The 15,341-nt window shown below is 66.5% G+C and carries 18 protein-coding genes; 9 read left to right on the forward strand and 9 right to left on the reverse strand.

Features of this window, described 5'->3' with window-relative positions; all coding sequences use genetic code 11:
* Positions 1-80 precede the first annotated feature (80 nt).
* Entirely contained in the window at positions 81-971 is an 891-nt protein-coding gene (locus ACFPOB_RS04465; protein WP_377796232.1) for a branched-chain amino acid aminotransferase, read from the forward strand.
* Between the two features lie 128 nt (positions 972-1,099).
* On the opposite strand, the gene ACFPOB_RS04470 is transcribed toward ACFPOB_RS04465, so the two are convergent.
* The 5 genes from ACFPOB_RS04470 to uvrC form a co-directional block, all read right to left on the reverse strand.
* On the reverse strand, positions 1,100-2,155 hold the full coding sequence (locus ACFPOB_RS04470; RefSeq protein WP_377796233.1) for a DUF1176 domain-containing protein: 1,056 nt from the start codon (positions 2,153-2,155) through the stop codon (positions 1,100-1,102).
* A gap of 4 nt (positions 2,156-2,159) precedes the next feature.
* Positions 2,160-2,624 carry a molybdenum cofactor biosynthesis protein MoaE gene (locus ACFPOB_RS04475; RefSeq protein ID WP_377796235.1) on the reverse strand — a complete coding sequence of 155 codons (465 nt, stop codon included), beginning with the start codon at positions 2,622-2,624 and terminating at the stop codon, positions 2,160-2,162.
* A gap of 17 nt (positions 2,625-2,641) precedes the next feature.
* Complete coding sequence (gene moaD, locus ACFPOB_RS04480) at positions 2,642-2,893, reverse strand: molybdopterin converting factor subunit 1 (RefSeq protein ID WP_377796343.1); 252 nt, start codon at positions 2,891-2,893, stop codon at positions 2,642-2,644.
* A 26-nt stretch (positions 2,894-2,919) separates the two neighbouring features.
* Entirely contained in the window at positions 2,920-3,531 is a 612-nt protein-coding gene (gene pgsA / locus ACFPOB_RS04485; RefSeq protein ID WP_377796237.1) for a CDP-diacylglycerol--glycerol-3-phosphate 3-phosphatidyltransferase, read from the reverse strand.
* A 66-nt stretch (positions 3,532-3,597) separates the two neighbouring features.
* Positions 3,598-5,757, reverse strand: a complete 2,160-nt coding sequence (gene uvrC / locus ACFPOB_RS04490) for an excinuclease ABC subunit UvrC (RefSeq protein ID WP_377796239.1) — start codon at positions 5,755-5,757, stop codon at positions 3,598-3,600.
* Positions 5,758-5,825: 68 nt separating this feature from the next.
* On the opposite strand from uvrC, the gene ACFPOB_RS04495 reads away from it, so the two are divergent.
* From ACFPOB_RS04495 to ACFPOB_RS04525, 7 genes are all read left to right on the forward strand, one after another.
* Positions 5,826-6,335: a hypothetical protein gene (locus tag ACFPOB_RS04495; protein WP_377796241.1), complete on the forward strand. Its 510-nt coding sequence runs from the start codon at positions 5,826-5,828 to the stop codon at positions 6,333-6,335.
* Between the two features lie 146 nt (positions 6,336-6,481).
* Positions 6,482-7,048 carry a hypothetical protein gene (locus ACFPOB_RS04500; RefSeq protein WP_377796242.1) on the forward strand — a complete coding sequence of 189 codons (567 nt, stop codon included), beginning with the start codon at positions 6,482-6,484 and terminating at the stop codon, positions 7,046-7,048.
* 74 nt (positions 7,049-7,122) lie between these two features.
* Positions 7,123-7,947 (forward strand): prolipoprotein diacylglyceryl transferase, encoded by an 825-nt coding sequence (lgt, locus tag ACFPOB_RS04505; protein WP_377796244.1) that lies wholly within the window; start codon positions 7,123-7,125, stop codon positions 7,945-7,947.
* Positions 7,944-9,041: a class I SAM-dependent methyltransferase gene (locus tag ACFPOB_RS04510; protein WP_377796247.1), complete on the forward strand. Its 1,098-nt coding sequence runs from the start codon at positions 7,944-7,946 to the stop codon at positions 9,039-9,041. The genes lgt and ACFPOB_RS04510 overlap by 4 nt, the downstream gene beginning before the upstream one ends.
* Positions 9,042-9,062: 21 nt before the next feature.
* Positions 9,063-9,827 carry a peptidoglycan editing factor PgeF gene (gene pgeF, locus ACFPOB_RS04515; protein WP_377796248.1) on the forward strand — a complete coding sequence of 255 codons (765 nt, stop codon included), beginning with the start codon at positions 9,063-9,065 and terminating at the stop codon, positions 9,825-9,827.
* A 156-nt stretch (positions 9,828-9,983) separates the two neighbouring features.
* On the forward strand, positions 9,984-10,271 hold the full coding sequence (locus tag ACFPOB_RS04520) for a hypothetical protein (protein WP_377796250.1): 288 nt from the start codon (positions 9,984-9,986) through the stop codon (positions 10,269-10,271).
* Positions 10,272-10,410: 139 nt separating this feature from the next.
* Positions 10,411-11,040: a 2-hydroxychromene-2-carboxylate isomerase gene (locus ACFPOB_RS04525; protein WP_377796251.1), complete on the forward strand. Its 630-nt coding sequence runs from the start codon at positions 10,411-10,413 to the stop codon at positions 11,038-11,040.
* 10 nt (positions 11,041-11,050) lie between these two features.
* Here ACFPOB_RS04525 and ACFPOB_RS04530 read toward each other — a convergent pair whose 3' ends face one another.
* Positions 11,051-11,806: an SDR family oxidoreductase gene (locus ACFPOB_RS04530; RefSeq protein ID WP_377796253.1), complete on the reverse strand. Its 756-nt coding sequence runs from the start codon at positions 11,804-11,806 to the stop codon at positions 11,051-11,053.
* Positions 11,790-12,599 carry a glycosyltransferase family 2 protein gene (locus ACFPOB_RS04535; RefSeq protein ID WP_377796254.1) on the reverse strand — a complete coding sequence of 270 codons (810 nt, stop codon included), beginning with the start codon at positions 12,597-12,599 and terminating at the stop codon, positions 11,790-11,792. The genes ACFPOB_RS04530 and ACFPOB_RS04535 overlap by 17 nt, the downstream gene beginning before the upstream one ends.
* Before the next feature lie 368 nt (positions 12,600-12,967).
* On the opposite strand from ACFPOB_RS04535, the gene ACFPOB_RS04540 reads away from it, so the two are divergent.
* Positions 12,968-13,630, forward strand: a complete 663-nt coding sequence (locus ACFPOB_RS04540) for an outer membrane protein (RefSeq protein WP_377796255.1) — start codon at positions 12,968-12,970, stop codon at positions 13,628-13,630.
* A gap of 222 nt (positions 13,631-13,852) precedes the next feature.
* Here the strand turns inward: ACFPOB_RS04540 and ACFPOB_RS04545 are convergent, their stop codons facing one another.
* Entirely contained in the window at positions 13,853-14,455 is a 603-nt protein-coding gene (locus tag ACFPOB_RS04545; RefSeq protein WP_377796256.1) for a glutathione S-transferase, read from the reverse strand.
* 33 nt (positions 14,456-14,488) lie between these two features.
* Positions 14,489-15,340 (reverse strand): 23S rRNA (adenine(2030)-N(6))-methyltransferase RlmJ, encoded by an 852-nt coding sequence (locus ACFPOB_RS04550; RefSeq protein ID WP_377796258.1) that lies wholly within the window; start codon positions 15,338-15,340, stop codon positions 14,489-14,491.
* Between the last annotated feature and the right edge of the window lies 1 nt (position 15,341).

The following is a 15,341-nucleotide window of genomic DNA, read 5'->3' on the forward strand; positions in this document are numbered from 1 at the left end:
CGCAGCAAAAATCCCGCGCTTGCACGCCCTTCCGGCCTGTGGCGGAGTGCCTGCAAGAAAAGCACCTGGAGGACTGTATCATGTCTGTCATTCCTTTCGACCAGCGCGACGGCGTCATCTGGTTCGACGGCAAGCTCGTGCCGTGGAAGGAGGCCAAGGTGCATGTACTCACCCATGGCCTGCACTACGGCTCCTGCGTCTTCGAGGGCGAGCGCTCCTATGGCGGCGTGATCTACAAGTGCACCGAGCACTCGCAGCGCTTCCACAAGTCGGCCGAGATCATGGATTTCACGATTCCGTATTCGGTCGCCGAGCTCGACGCAGCGAAATATCTCTGCCTGAAGGAGAATGGCCTGGAGGACGCCTATGTCCGCCCGGTTGCCTGGCGCGGCTCGGAGATGATGGCGGTCTCTGGCATGAACAACACCATTCACACTGCGATCGCGGTGTGGGAGTGGCCGAGCATGTTCGACATGGCGCAGAAGCTGAAGGGCGTGCGCCTCGACCTTGCGACCTATCGCCGGCCCGACCCGGCCTGCGCGCCGGTTCATGCCAAGGCGGCGGGGCTCTACATGATCTGCTCGCTCTCCAAGCACAAGGCGGAGCGCGCCGGCTATGCCGATGCGATGATGCTCGACTGGGAAGGCAATGTCGCCGAGTGCACCGGTGCCAACATCTTCTTCATCAAGGACGGCGTGATCCACACCCCGCTGGCCGACCGCTTCCTCGACGGCATCACCCGCCGCTCGGTGATCGACCTGTGCAAGAAGCGCGGCTTCGAGGTGGTAGAGCGCCGCATCCGTCCGGAGGAGCTCGAAAGCTTCAGCGAGTGCTTCATCACCGGCTCGGCTGCCGAGGTGACTTTGGTCTCCGAGATCGGCCCCTACAACTTCGTCACCGGCAATATGGGCAAGGTGATCATGGAGGACTATTCGGACGAGGTCCGGCAGAAGTCCAAGGCGGCGGCCTGAGTATAGGTCTCTGCCGTCATGGTCGGGCTTGTCCCGACCATCCACGTCTTCACTTCATTGATCGCATGCGGTGTTCAAGACGTGAATGCTCGGCACAAGGCCGAGCATGACGGGAGAAGCTCGGCAACTCACTTCGCAGTCCTGACCTCACTCTGGAACAGCGTGATCCAGTCGTCAGAGCCGATGCCGCGGCATTCGCCCATCATGCTGAACGAGGTCAGGGCGAAGCCGTTGCCGGTCCAGGCGTAGCCACCGGTGGCGCCGCAATCGCCGATGCCGCGACCCTTGGCGAAATAGTCGATCCGACCGGTCCTGGGGTCGAACGCGCCATTGACCAGTACGTTCTTCTCGCTCTCGTCGTTCCACGTGAAGTTGACCGGTTTGGCCGTGGCCACCGCACCGTTCTCGACGATCCAGAAGGCGTTGGAGGCATTGTAGGCGCCGAGCGAGCAGGTCAGCGCGACCAGGCTGCGCCTGGTGTCGAGCGGCCAGGCCGTGTCGAGCTTTGTCGTCATCTCGCCATCCTCGCACTGGTCGGGATCGCGCTGGGCGATCTGCTTGCGCAGGGCGGCGGTAAGCGTCTTTCCGTCCTTCTCGGAGAGCGAGCCGCTCGCCGGCTTCGCCACGATGACCGGCGCGGCAGGAGCAGGTGGGACATTCGTTGCGCTGCCCTTCCGGATCAGCGCCGACGCGGTGTTGAGACGGCCCTGCTGCTCATCGATCCAGAGCAGCGCCGCGACCGCGCCCGAGAGCGAGACCTCGGCCGACAAGCCAGGCGCCGTGACTTGGAGCTTCGTCGCCTTGCGCGCCGCCTCTATGAAGGCGGCGATCTCGGCCGGCTGGAAGGTCACCGACGCGAGATCGCTATCGGCTGTGACCGGCATAGCCTTGCCGCCGGCCGGGAAGGCAGCGCCATCGAGCTTCAGCGCGACCGCCAGCGGCGGCTTCTGCCACTCACCGCGTAGCCGGAGGACCAGTTTGACCGCGCCATCCGCTCCGGCCGGGCGCTCCAGGCGCAGATAGGCGGTCGTGTCGACGGCATCGGAAGGCACGGACAGTGCCGCGCAGCTCTTGAGGTTGTCGCAGCCGGCCATCCAGTCGCGGAAGCCCTTCGGCGCGGGCGTCGCCGCCAAGGCGACCCCAGGCATGACGACGAGCCCCGCCCCGAGCAGCAGCGTGCTCAATCGCTCAGGACACCTGTTCCCAGCGCTGTGTCGCATCGTCGTCATCCGCCTTGGCCTCGACCCAGCCGCCGAGCGTGCCGTCGGCGAGATGCTCGCGCTTCCAGAAGGGGGCGCGGGTCTTGAGATAGTCCATCAGGAAATCGGCGGCTTCGAAAGCCTCGCGGCGATGGCTCGACGCGGCGATCACCAGGACGATCTGCTCGCCCGGCTTGATCAGCCCGTAGCGATGGATGGCGAGAAGGCCCGCAAGCGGCCAGCGCTTGGCGGCCTCCGTTGCAACGCGGGCAATCTCGGCCTCGGCCATGCCGGGATAATGTTCGAGCTCGAGCGCGGCGAGGCGGCCGCTCTCGTCGCGGCACAACCCGGCGAAGGAGACGACGGCGCCGATGTTCGGATTGCCGGCCGTCAGCGCCGCGATCTCGGCGCCGATGTCGAAATCCTCGCGCTGGATGCGGACAAGCGGCGTCATGGCCCTGGCCTCGCAGATCAACCGCCGGTCATCGGCGGAAAGAAGGCGATCTCGCGTGCGCCGGCGATCGCCGTTGCCGGCTTGGCATGGGTCTGGTCGATCGCCGCACGCACGATCGCCTCATTCTCGAAGGCGAGTTCATAGCCTTCGCCACGCGTCTTCAGCCAGCGCACCAAATCGGCGATGGTCGCGGTGCCGGCCGGCGGCGTGACCATCTCCTCGGTGAGGCCGACGCGCTCGCGCACCCAGGCGAAGTAGACCAGCTTCAGGCTGGCGGATTCGGCAACCGCAACGCTCATGATCCGCGCGTGTCCTCCTCGACGAGATGGCGGATGCCGGAGTTGAGATAGTCCCAGCCGGTGTAGATCGTCAGCAGCGCCGCGACCCAAAGCATCACGATCCCGATCTGGGTGTTATAGGGCAGGACCTTATCGCCGGCCGGGCCGGCGACAAGGAAGCCCAGCGCGAACAGCTGCGCGGTGGTCTTGTACTTGGCGACCTTGCTGACGGGGACGCTGACCTTGAGCTCCGCCAGGAATTCGCGCAGGCCCGAAACCAGGATCTCGCGGCAGAGAATCACGATCGCCGCCCAGATCGCCCAGCCCCTGATGGTGTCGGTGTGGACCAGCATCAGAAGGAGGGCGCAGACCAGGAGCTTGTCGGCGATCGGGTCGAGCATGCGCCCGATCGCCGATTGCTGGCTCCAGGCACGGGCAATCCAGCCATCGAGATAGTCGGTGATGGCGGCCGCGACGTAAATCCCGAGCGCAGTCCAGCGCGCCCAGTCGTCCCAGGGCCAGAACAGCAGCGCCACCAGCGCCGGAATCGCGACGATCCGGCCATAGGTGAGGAGGTTCGGCAGAGACCAGGGTCCCCGGCGGCGGATGGCTTCGTTGAGACTCGTCACGGCACCCACCAAAACAGCGCCTTCATGACAGCGTCAACACGCAAGAGCGCGACCGCGCCATTCCGATCAATGCTCATGGAAATGGGCATGCACCGCCTTGGCGGTGGCGGCGTTGACGCCGGGGGTCCGCATCAGGTCGTCGAGCTTGGCGCGCTGGATCGCCTTCACCGTGCCGAAATGCAGCAGCAGCGCCCGTTTGCGCGAGGGGCCGATGCCCGGAATTTCGTCGAGCGGGTTGGTCTTGATGTCGCGCTTGCGCTTGGCGCGGTGGGTGCCGATGGCAAAGCGGTGGGCCTCATCGCGCAGGCGCTGGATGAAGAACAGGGCCGGATCACGCGGCGGCAGCTTGAACGGTTCCTTGCCGGCCATGAAGAAGGTCTCACGCATGGCATTGCGATCCTCGCCCTTGGCGATGGCGACCAGCGCGATATCGGTGACGCCGCATTCGGCCATGATCTTGCGGGCAGCCTCGAACTGCCCCTTGCCGCCGTCGACAATGACGAGGTCGGGGCGGGAGGGGAAGGCTGAGTCGTCTTCGGGCTCTTCGTTTTCCGGGCGAGGCTCCACCCCTCCCCCTTGTGGGGAGGGGAAGGGGTGGGGGGCGTCCGACTGGGTGAGCCCTGGCGGAATCGAGGCGACGGCATCGGCCGGGAGGCTTGCCTCGCTGGCGGTTTGCTCTGGCTTTTCGCCCCCCACCTCCAACTCCTCCCCACAAGGGCGAGGAGAGTCCGTTGAGGCTCCACGCTCCTTAGCCAGCCGCGTGAACCGCCGCTTCAGCACCTCGCGCATCATGCCGAAATCGTCGCCGGCGATGGTGTCGGCCGAGATGTTGAAGGTGCGGTAATGGCTCTTCATGAAGCCGTCCCGCCCGGCGACGATCATGCCGCCGACCGCGTTGGTGCCCATGATATGCGAGTTGTCGTAGACCTCGACGCGGCGCGGCGCCTTCGCCAGGCCGAAGGCCTGACCGAGCGCGTTGAGCAGGCTCTGCTGGCCGGCATTGTCGGCGAGCTTGCGTGCGAGCGCCTCATGCGCGTTCTTCTGGGCATGGACGACGAGGTCGCGGCGCTCGCCGCGCTTGGGCATCGCCAGCTCGACCTTGCGGCCGGCGCGTTCGCACAGGGCTTGCGCGATCAGGTCGGCCTCGGCCAGCTCATGCGAGAGCAGGACGAGCCGCGGCGGCGGCTTGTCGTCGTAGAACTGGGTGACGACCGAGGCCAGGACCTCGGCGGGGGTCAGGCTCTTGTCGGCGCGTGGAAAGAGGGCGCGGTTGCCCCAGTTCTGCTTGTTGCGGAAGAAGAAGATCTCGACGCAGAACTGCCCGGCCTGCTCGTCGATGGCGAAGACGTCGGCCTCCTCGACCCCTTGCGTGTTGATGTCCTGCCCGGCCTGCACGGCCGAGAGCGCCGCCAGCCGGTCGCGATAGCGCGCCGCCTTCTCGAATTCGAGCTCCTCGGCCGCCGCCTGCATGCGCTTGGAGAGCAGTTCCTTCACCGCCGAGGAACGGCCGGAGAGGAAGGCGCGCGCCTGGTCGGCGAGGCCCTGATAATCGGCATGCGAGATCTCGCCGGTGCAAGGGCCGGAGCAGCGCTTGATCTGGAAGAGCAGGCAGGGCCGCGTGCGGTTCTCGTAATAGCTGTCCGAGCAGGAGCGCAGCAGGAAGGCCTTCTGCAGGGCGTCGATCGTGCGCTCGACCGCCCAGACCGAGGCGAAGGGGCCAAAATAGTCGCCCTTGCGTTGGCGCGAGCCGCGATGCTTGGCGATCTGCGGCGCCGGATGGTCGCCGGAAAGGAAGATGTAGGGGAAGGATTTGTCGTCGCGCAGCAGCACGTTGTAGCGCGGCCGCAGCTGCTTGATCAGGTTCGATTCGAGCAGCAGCGCCTCGGTCTCGGTGCCGGTGGTGACGAACTCCATGTTCGCCGTCTCGGCGATCATGCGCGCCACGGCGTTGGTGTGCGCCATGCCGCGGGCATAGGCCGTGACCCGGTTCTTCAGGCTCTTGGCCTTGCCGACATAGAGCACCTCGCCGGCGCGATCGAACATCCGGTAGACGCCGGGCCGGTTCGGCAGGTGCCTGGCAAAGTCGGCGATCACCTCGATGCCGGCCTTGAGCGCGCCGGGGGCGGCCTCGCCGAGATCGAGCGCGGGCGCGGAAGATACCTCCTCCTCGTCCTCGATCTCGGTATCCGGCATGTCGTCAGGGCGTTCGCGATTCATGGCCTGCATGTAGGATGCCGCAGCCGCTTCGTCATGTCAGGAGCGGTATGGCTAGCGGATTGGACGGCGCACTAGCGATGAAGCTCTTTGGATGGCCCTATTTTGTGATCCTCCTGTTTGTTCTGACTGGTTGTGGCGAGCGCTTGGTCCGAGAACTCGCCATTCCGCTGCCCTTTCCGGATACGACTGCTCATTTCGAGATCTGGTCGGACGGATTTGAGAGCCGTCACGAACTGCTGGTCAAAAATGGTCGAGGCGAGGCCAGGACCAAAATGTGGACAGACTGGGGACCCGCAACCCATGCAAATCTGTATGTGACCCCCGAGAATTTTTTCATCGTTATCGGTGGAGGCGGCTGCTGCTCTGCTGTGGAAGTGAGAGATGCCAAGCCACCCCGGTTAGCTGAGTTTGCCGAGTATCGTCACTTCGACTCGTCCACATGGACCTATCTTGGTGCGGCCAGCAGAGATAGGGAAGGCAAATACCGATTCTATAGCCCCGCCGAACGTCGCGAGTGCATCTCAACTTTCGGTGCCGGCGGGGGCGGGTATCGCGCCGAGTTTCAAGTGCCGGAGTGTCCAGGATAGACATCACTCTGCTCGGCTAGATGAGCCAGTCTTGTCAGGAGCGTGGCGGAATCCTGCAACGGCTTCTTTGCCATTCCAAACGGTTGCGCTTCGGATTTTCTGCAAGGTCCGGTAGAGGCAAGGCCCCGCTTCGCCCGAGGCTGCCCATGTCCGTCGATGTCCTGACGAAGATCGCGCTGTTCGTTCCGGCCTTCATGGCTGTGACCGCGCTCTGTGTCTGCCTGCAGCGGCGGCGGGCACGGCGGCATGGCGAATGGCGCTATCTGACGCCTGGCCCCTATTTTTGGCTCGGCCTGTTCGCCGGCCTGCTGATTACCGCAGTCGCGACGCTGGTGGTTGCCGGCGGGCGTGTCGAGCGGAGCTCCGGCCTGCTCTTCACCAGCGCCTTTGCCGGCATCACCCTGTTCCTCGCAATCCAGGCCATGGTCGAGCAGGTGCGCTGGAACGACCAGCGCATCGAGCGCCGCACGATCTTGGGCCGGACGATTTCGCTGGGCTGGTACGAGCTCGCGCGGATCGGCGTGGACTGGTCGAGCTATCTCTGGATCTCCTCCTTCGACGGACCGCGCCTGCGCATCTCGACCTATGACAACGGCTTCGACGAGCTCGCCTTGATGATCCGCGATCATCTGCCGAGCGACCTACCGCCGGCCTCGCCCGAGTTGGGCCACGAGCCGATGCTGGCGCAGGCGCGGGCGCGCGGCCGGGGCTGAGCGCGGCTCTCTGACCTCTTGACCCGGATACTGCGCGCCCTGCATCACCGCAGCGCGCAACCCGGATCCCGCCCATGCCCGTCTTCGCCATTCCTTTCCCGGTGATCGATCCGGTCGCGCTCCAGCTCGGGCCGCTCTCGATCAAATGGTACGGGCTCGCCTATGTCGCCGGCCTGCTCGGCGGCTGGTGGTATGCCCGCCGGCTCGCCGCGACGGAGCAACTCTGGGGCGGCAGGGCGCGGCCAAGCCCCGATTCGCTCGACGATTTCCTGCTCTTCGCTGCGCTCGGCGTGGTGATCGGCGGCCGCCTCGGCTTCGTGCTGTTCTACAACCTGCCCGAATATCTCGCCAATCCGCTGGAGATCTTCGCGGTCTGGAAGGGTGGCATGTCCTTCCATGGCGGGCTCGTCGGTGCTGCGGCGGGCCTATGGGTCTTCGCCATCAGGCGCGGCTACCCGCCGCTCTCGGCGCTCGATCTCGGCGCGGCGGTGGCGCCGATCGGCCTGTTCCTCGGCCGCATCGCCAATTTCGTCAATGGCGAGCTGTGGGGCCGCCCGGCGCCGGACCTGCCCTGGGGAATCGTCTTTCCGCATGGCGGGCCGGTGCCGCGCCATCCGAGCCAGCTCTATGAGGCGTTCAGCGAAGGCCTGCTCCTGCTGGTGCTGCTGATGATCGTGGTCAAGATGGGCGGGTTGAGGCGGCTGGGTCTCGTCGCCGGGCTCTTCGGTATGGGCTATGGCATTGCCCGCACCACCTGTGAGTTCTTCCGCGAGCCCGATCCGCAGCTCGGCTTCCTGTTCGGGACGAGCTGGCTGACCATGGGCATGCTGCTGTCGGTGCCGCTGTTCCTCGCAGGTCTCTTTCTCGTGCTGCGGCGGAAGGGACCGGCACGAGCGTGAGCCCGCTGGCGCAGGAACTCGCGGAGCTGATCCGCCAGGAGGGACCGCTCGGCGTCTCCCGCTACATGGCGCTCTGCCTCGGCCATCCCCGCCACGGCTACTATATGAAGCAGGACCCGTTCGGCGCCGACGGGGACTTCACCACCGCACCCGAGATCAGCCAGATTTTTGGTGAGTTGATCGGCCTGTGGGCTGCAACGGCCTGGCAGGCGATGGGCGCGCCGGCCTCCATCCGCCTCGTCGAGCTCGGCCCGGGACGCGGCACGCTGATGCAGGACATGCTGCGGGCAGCGCGGGCGCTGCCGGGTTTTCGCGATGCGCTCTCGGTGCATCTGGTCGAGACGAGCCCGGTGCTGCGCGAGCGACAGAGGCAGACGCTGGCCGCGAGCGATGCGACGCCACATTGGCATGACCGGATCGACCAGGCGCTGGAAGGGCCTGCCATCGTCATTGCCAACGAATTCCTCGACGCGCTCCCGCTCGACCAGTTCATCCGTACGGCGGATGGCTGGCGCGAGCGGCTGGTGGGGCTCGACGGGCAGGGCCGGCTGGCCTTCGGTCTGTCGGGCGAGCCCGATGCTTCACTCGCCATGACAGCTCCCGCCGGCTCGCTGTTCGAACATCCCGCCGCGGCGCTGGAAGCAGTCACAATCGTCGCCCGCCATGTCGCAACCGCAGGCGGCACCGGGTTGTTCATCGATTACGGCCCGGCGCGCTCCGGCTTCGGCGATACATTGCAAGCGCTGAAGCGCCATGCCTTCGTCGACGTGCTGGCCGAGCCTGGTGATGCCGACCTCACCGTGCATGTCGACTTCGCCCGGATGGCACAGGCGGGACTGGCAGCCGGAGCGGCGGCGCATGGCGCTGTCACGCAGCGCGACTTCCTGTTGGCGCTCGGGTTGCAGCAGCGATTCGAGGCGCTGTGCCGCCGCGCGACGCCGGCACAGGTCGAGACGCTCGCAGGCGGAGTCAGGCGCCTGATCGAGCCCGGGCCGACGGCGATGGGCGAGCTCTTCAAGGTGCTGGCGGTTGCCGACCCGAAACTGCCGCCGCTGCCCGGATTTGACCTTCATCGCCTGCCAGAGCAGGGCTGACCCACAAACGGACGTGCCGCCATGTTCATCACCTCTCCCGACCTCGCCCAAGAGCCCGGAATCCGCCATGCCTTCTTCACCCGCGAGGGCGGCGTCTCGAGCGGGGTCTACGCTTCGCTGAACGGCGGGCTGGGCTCGTACGACGACCAGGCGCTGGTTGCGGAGAATCGCGCCCGCATGGCGAGGCAGATGGGTGTCGAGCGCAGCGGGCTGGTCAGCGTCCATCAGGTGCACTCGCCGGATGTGGCCGTGGTCACCGGCCCTTGGCCAGCGGAGCGGCCCAAGGCGGACGCTATGGTCTCGATCGCGCACGGCGTCGCACTCGGCATCTCGACCGCAGATTGCGGCCCGATCCTGTTCGCCGACGCCGAGGCCGGCGTGATCGGCGCCGCCCATGCCGGCTGGAAAGGCGCCTTCACCGGCGTGATCGGTTCGACCGTGACCGAGATGGAGAAGCTCGGCGCCAGGCGCGAGCGGATCATCGCCGTGCTCGGGCCGACGATCAGCGTTGCGGCCTACGAAGTCGGGCCGGAGTTCATCGAGCGCTTCAAGGGCGAGAACGCGACCTTTTCCCGGTTCTTCCATGCCTCGGAGCGGCCAGCGCATGCGATGTTCGACCTGCCGGCCTTCATCGCTCATCGCGCGCAGGAGGCCGGTATCGGCCGCTTCTACGATCTCAGCCTGTGCACCTATGGCGACGAAGCGCGCTTCTACAGCTATCGCCGCACCACGCATCGGCAGGAGACCGATTACGGCCGGCTGATCTCGGCCATCGCGCTGGGCTAGCTCCCGCTCCGGTGAGCCCGCAAATCAACTTCGATCCCGCTGGTCAAGTCGGCTCAACGTTCCGTTGCAAGTCGGTCTCCCATCGATGCGGAGTTGCGTACATTTTGTCGCAGGCGCATCCTCCTTCCGCCATCCACCTTGGCTGAGGGATTGAACATGGAACAAATCCTGACGAATCTGATCGCAGGCGCGATCGGTGGCAATGCGGCCGGCAAAGCCTCGCCGACCTTCGACATCGGTACGATCGGCAACACCATTGCCGGCCTGGTCGGCGGCGGCGTGCTCGGCCAGATCATCCCGATCCTGCTGCCGGCGATCTCGGCAGCGGCGCAGGGCGGCAATCTCAGCGTAGGCGGCATTCTCACCAATCTGATCAGTGGCGGCGCCGGCGGCGCGATCCTCACCGCGATCATCGGCGCCATCAAGAACAAGGCGGCTGCCTGACGTTTCCGCCACGGCGCTGCCGCCGAGGCGGCAGCGCCGTCACGCTGATCGAAACGATCACGGCAATCGACTCAAGGCGAGCTTGCAGGATCGCGCCGCCAGCGGGCACCTTGCGGCCCCTGCTTGCCCGAGGCCGCCGATGTCACGTCAGATCGACTATTACTTCACCCTGCTCTCGCCCTGGACCTATCTCGGCCATGGCGCTTTCATCGAATTGGCGAAGGAGCACAATCTGGCCGTCCGCTATCGACCGACGCCGCTGCGCTCGGTCTTCGACGAGACCGGCGGTCTGCCATTGCCCAAGCGCCATCCAGTGCGCCAGCGCTACCGCATCCTCGAACTGCAACGCTGGCGCGCCAGGCGCGGCCTGCCGCTGACCCTGGTCCCGAAGTTCTTCCCCTATGACGTCTCGCTGGCGGACAGGGTCGTGCTCGCAGCCGTGGCGCGGGGCGACGATCCCGCGCGCTTCATCGGCGAGGTCCTCGCGGATGTCTGGGCGCGCGAGCAGGACATGTCGCGGCCCGAGCTGGTCCTGGCCGCGGCGAAGCGTGCGGGGCTCGATCCCGCCGGGCTGACCGAGGCGGCGGGCAGCGAGGCGATCGTGCAAAGCTATCAGGCGGCGATCGCGGATGCGGTCGAGACCGGCGTCTTCGGCGCGCCGAGCTATGTGCTCGATGGCGAGATCTTCTGGGGGCAGGACCGGCTCGATCTCCTGGCCGATGCGCTCGCCAGCGGCCGGGCCGCCTATCGCAACGACGCGACGGCCTGAGTGACCTGCCTCAGCCGACGATGTCGGGCGTGCGCCAGGCGATGTGCTGGCCGGCGTCGACCGCGATCATCTGGCCGGTGACCGCCTTGGCCCGCGCCAGATAAAGCACCGCCTCGGCGATGTCGTCGGCCTCGACCTTGCGGGCGAGCGGTGTGCCGCCGGCTTCGGTCGCCAGCAGCGCCTCGCCGTCATGCGGGTTGGCGAAGGTCGGGCCGGGGCCGACGGCGTTGACCCGGATGCGCGGCGCCAACGCCTGCGCCATGGTCGTCGTCGCTGTCAGTAGCGCCGCCTTGGTCAGCGTGTAGGAGTAATATTGCGGCGTCAGCTTCCAGACGCGCTGATCGACGATGTTGACGATCGCACCCTGGCGATCTGCCGGCAGGCGATTGGCCATGGCGCCGGCGAGGACCGAGGGCGCTCGCAGATTGATCGAGAACTGGCGATTCCATGTCTGGACATCCAGGGCCAGCAGGTCGTCGACCAGGAAGCTCGAGGCGCTGTTGACCAGCAGGCTGACCGGCCCGAGCGCGGTTTCAGCCTCCGGTACGATCCCTTCGACGGCTGCGGGATCGACGAGATCGGCGGCGACGACATGGGCTCGCCCGCCTGCTGCCCCGATCTCCTCCGCCAGCGCAAGCGCCTCGGCGCGCGAGCCGTTGCAATGGATGGCGACCGCGTAGCCGGCTTCGGCGAGCCGCAGGACGATGGCGCGGCCGATGCGCCTGGCGCCCCCGGTGACGAGGGCGACCTCAGTTGCCGAGGCCACGACGATCTCCATTGCCATTGCTGCGGGCAGTGCGGCGCTGCAGCCGGCGCTCCCAGTGCTTGGCTACGCGCAGATAGCGATAGAAGGCATAGTTCATCGCGGTCATGAAGCCGTAGACCCCGCGCAGAGCGTGACGCCGCCCGATATAGGCCTTGATGAAGTTCGCAGGAAATTCGGCGACGAGGCGAAAGACCGAGAGCGTCTCGCCGCGGGCATCGAGATCGTCGGCCTGGGCGTCGCTATAGGCATTGAGCTTGGCCATCTGCTCGCCGAGCGAGCGGACCGAATAGTGATGGATCGTGCCCTTGAGCTTGCCGACCCGGGCATCGGGGACGAGATCGACACGGTCGTGCACCGGGGAGGGCGAGTAACGCCCCTTGTCGGAGCGATAGAGGCGGACCGGCGAGAGTGCGTAGGCAAAGCGATGCGGGGCGCCTTCGCCGGGGAATATCTCGGCGATGCGCGTGCGATAGGCATCGCGGGGCGGCTGGCCATCGGAGAAGAGCGCCGCGATCTCGGCGGCGAGGTCCTCGGGCACCACCTCGTCGGCGTCGAGGTTGAGCAGCCAGGGATGGCGACACTGCTCCTCGGCGAAGCGCTTCTGCGGGCCGTAGCCCGGCCAGTCGCGCTCGATCACGCGCGCGCCCAGATCCGTCGCAATCGCCTGCGTGCCGTCGGTCGAGCCGGAATCGATCACGACGATATCATCGCTGAGGCCTCGGACCGCAGCTATGGTGCGTCCGATGCGGTCGGCTTCGTCGCGCGCGATGATGAAGATCGAAAGGGGCGGCACGCAGGTCTCGACGGAAGGGCGGGGCCAGTCGGCTAAAGCATGCGTCGGGGCGGCCTGCAAGCAATTGGCGCATGACGGAATTGCGCCGGCGATGGAACCAAAAGCCGATGAGGGCGATTATGTGATGGCCGTCCGTCGTCGCTGCCGTTGCGTTAGTATTCGGTTCGCCATTCACACAGTCTTAACAATGGCTAACGGGAATTGATCAATATGCCTTGCTTGTTCCGGATCGTGCCGCAATTTCGCCTCGGTCTGACCAGCAGTTGTGTTCTCGCCGCAACAGACACGGCCCGCCACCGGCCTTATAAAGAGGTCACTGAAATCACCGCCGGCCAGCGCCGGAGAATACGATGACTAAGGAGTTTGTCATGAAGAAGTATCTGCTTTCGGGCGTTGCGGCCCTCGGCCTCCTCGCCGCCGGCGCTGCCTCCGCTGCCGACCTGCCGAGCCGCAAGGGCCCGGTCGTTGCCCCGGTCTACGTTCCTGCCTTCACCTGGACCGGCTTCTACGTCGGTGCCAACGCCGGCTACGGCTGGGGCAACGTCAACGCCAACGGCTTCGCCAATGTCGGCGATCTCGACGGCTTCGTCGGTGGTGGCCAGGTCGGCTACAACTACCAGATCGGTCAGTTCGTGATCGGCGCGGAAGCCGATTTCCAGGGCGCTGACCTCAGCAGCGGCGACAACCTCGGCCTGCTGAACGTCAAGACCGAGTGGTACGGCACCGTCCGCGCTCGCGCCGGCGTCGCTTTCGACCGCTTCCTGGTGTACGCCACCGGTGGTTGGGCCTACGGCAACGTCAAGACCTCGTTCCCGGGTCTGTTCGGGCCGTTCGCTCTCAACTCCGATCGCACCCACACCGGCGGTTTCGCTGTCGGCGGCGGCGTCGAGTACGCCTTCACCAACAACCTGATCGGCGGCGTCGAGTACATGTATGTCGACCTCGGCGAGAAGAACATCGCCACGCTTCCGGGCAACAAGGTCGGCACCGACTTCTCGGTGGTCCGCGCCCGCCTCAGCTACAAGTTCTGATTTCCTCCCTTCGGGGACAGAACGGACCCGGTGGCCTCGGCCACCGGGTTTTTTGTTGTCTGCCAGTGGAGTCGTCATGTCGGGCGTTGAGTTCCGCGTGTCCGTTATCGCGGGCGCAGCGAGGCGCTCCGGCGACATCGAACAGTGGCGTGCCCGGATTGCGCGAGCGTTGCGCTTCGCGCGATGACGGTTCCGGGGCTCGCGGCCCGCTTGAAGACTGCGCTAGCCCTTGAAGCGCGTCGCCTCGAAGGCGGGCACCCTTGCCGCGAACTCGGCGAGCCAGGTCACCAGCGCCGGGTGTTCGGCCCGCCAGGCGCCGTCGAACCGCAGATCGAGATAGCCGAGGGCGCAAGCGAGGGCGATCTCGCCGATGCGCGGCCGGTCATAGGTCGGCGGCGCCGTTTCGAGCGAGGCGAGGGCGCGAGCCACCTTGCCGGCCTGGTTCTCGACCCAGGCGGTACTGCGCAGTTCCGGCGCACGCAGGCGGATTTCGTAGACCTGCAGCAAGCCAGCGTCGCAAATGCCGTCAGCCAGCGCCTGCAACCGCAACTGGCCGAAGCGCGCCTCACCGGTGGGAAAAAGCCTGCCGCCGCCGGCGAGATGGTCGAGATACTCGGCGATCACCCGCGAATCGAACAGCGTCGAGCCGCCTTCGAACACCAGGGTCGGCACTTTTCCGAGCGGGTTCTGGAGTCGCAGCGAATCGGCTGGGTCATTGGTATCGGCCGGCAGCACCTCGATGCGGTCGTCGAGGCCGAGCTCGGCGATGGCGATCTTGATCTTGCGGCCGAAGGGCGAGGTCGGGGAGGAGCGCAGGATCAGCATCGGCAGCAGCCTTCTAAGGAATGACGGGAGTGATCAGCCGTCGGGGCGGATCGCCTCGCAGCGATAGCGCGGGCGCGGCCCCTGCGCGAGCCGCTCGCACAGGGCCGGCAGCAGAATCTCCGCCTCCTGCGCCAGCAGCCAGGGCGGATTGACGAGCAGCATGCCCGTCGCGCTCAGGCCGCCGGCGGCTTCCGGCCGGTCGACATCGATCTCCAAGCGGAGCAGCCGGCCGACGCCGGCCTCCAGGATCGTGTCGAGCAGATGCTCGACGGCGCGCCCGTCCTTGATCGGATACCAGAGCGCGTAGATGCCGGTCGGCCATTTGCGATGCGCGGCGATGAATTCGGCCGCGAGCGTCGCGAACTCGTCCTTCTCCTCGAAAGGCGGATCGATGAGGACGAGGCCGCGCCGCTCCTTGGGCGGCACATTGGCGCGCAGCGCCGTCCAGCCGTCGATCTCCAGCGCCTTGCAGCGCTCGTCGCGGCCCAGCGCCTGGGCGAGCTTGCGATAGGTGTTCTCGTGCAGTTCGGCGGCGATCAGCCGGTCGTCCGCGCGCATGGCATGCCGGCAGAGCCAGGGCGAGCCGGGATAGGCGTCGGCGCCATGCCGGCTGCGCGCGTTAGCCAGGGCTTCGCGCCAGGGCGCGAGCAGCTCCTCCACCTTCGGAGCGAGCGGCGCCTGATCGAGCCTGGCGACGCCGTCGCGCCATTCATGCGTCTTCTGCGCCTCCTCGGAACCGAGATCGTAGCGGCCGGCGCCGGCATGGGTGTCGATGACGCGCCAGGGCTTGTCCTTGGCGTTGAGATGCGTGAGCGCGCGCATCAGCACGACATGCTTGAGCACATCGGCGAAATTGCCGGCATGGAAGCCATGGCGGTAGTTCATC

It is taken from the genome of Allobosea eneae (assembly GCF_042657265.1).
Taxonomy (GTDB): domain Bacteria; phylum Pseudomonadota; class Alphaproteobacteria; order Rhizobiales; family Beijerinckiaceae; genus Allobosea; species Allobosea eneae.

Excerpts from the sequence above, each read along its gene's own strand:
- ACFPOB_RS04465 (WP_377796232.1), top strand. The coding sequence starts at position 81 with ATGTCTGTCATTCCTTTCGACCAGCGCGACGGCGTCATCTGGTTCGAC.
- ACFPOB_RS04475 (WP_377796235.1), bottom strand. The coding sequence starts at position 2,624 with ATGACGCCGCTTGTCCGCATCCAGCGCGAGGATTTCGACATCGGCGCC.
- uvrC (WP_377796239.1), bottom strand. The coding sequence starts at position 5,757 with ATGCAGGCCATGAATCGCGAACGCCCTGACGACATGCCGGATACCGAG.
- ACFPOB_RS04495 (WP_377796241.1), top strand. The coding sequence starts at position 5,826 with ATGAAGCTCTTTGGATGGCCCTATTTTGTGATCCTCCTGTTTGTTCTG.
- ACFPOB_RS04500 (WP_377796242.1), top strand. The coding sequence starts at position 6,482 with ATGTCCGTCGATGTCCTGACGAAGATCGCGCTGTTCGTTCCGGCCTTC.
- lgt (WP_377796244.1), top strand. The coding sequence starts at position 7,123 with ATGCCCGTCTTCGCCATTCCTTTCCCGGTGATCGATCCGGTCGCGCTC.
- pgeF (WP_377796248.1), top strand. The coding sequence starts at position 9,063 with ATGTTCATCACCTCTCCCGACCTCGCCCAAGAGCCCGGAATCCGCCAT.
- ACFPOB_RS04520 (WP_377796250.1), top strand. The coding sequence starts at position 9,984 with ATGGAACAAATCCTGACGAATCTGATCGCAGGCGCGATCGGTGGCAAT.
- ACFPOB_RS04525 (WP_377796251.1), top strand. The coding sequence starts at position 10,411 with ATGTCACGTCAGATCGACTATTACTTCACCCTGCTCTCGCCCTGGACC.
- ACFPOB_RS04540 (WP_377796255.1), top strand. The coding sequence starts at position 12,968 with ATGAAGAAGTATCTGCTTTCGGGCGTTGCGGCCCTCGGCCTCCTCGCC.
- ACFPOB_RS04545 (WP_377796256.1), bottom strand. The coding sequence starts at position 14,455 with ATGCTGATCCTGCGCTCCTCCCCGACCTCGCCCTTCGGCCGCAAGATC.
- ACFPOB_RS04550 (WP_377796258.1), bottom strand. The coding sequence starts at position 15,340 with ATGAACTACCGCCATGGCTTCCATGCCGGCAATTTCGCCGATGTGCTC.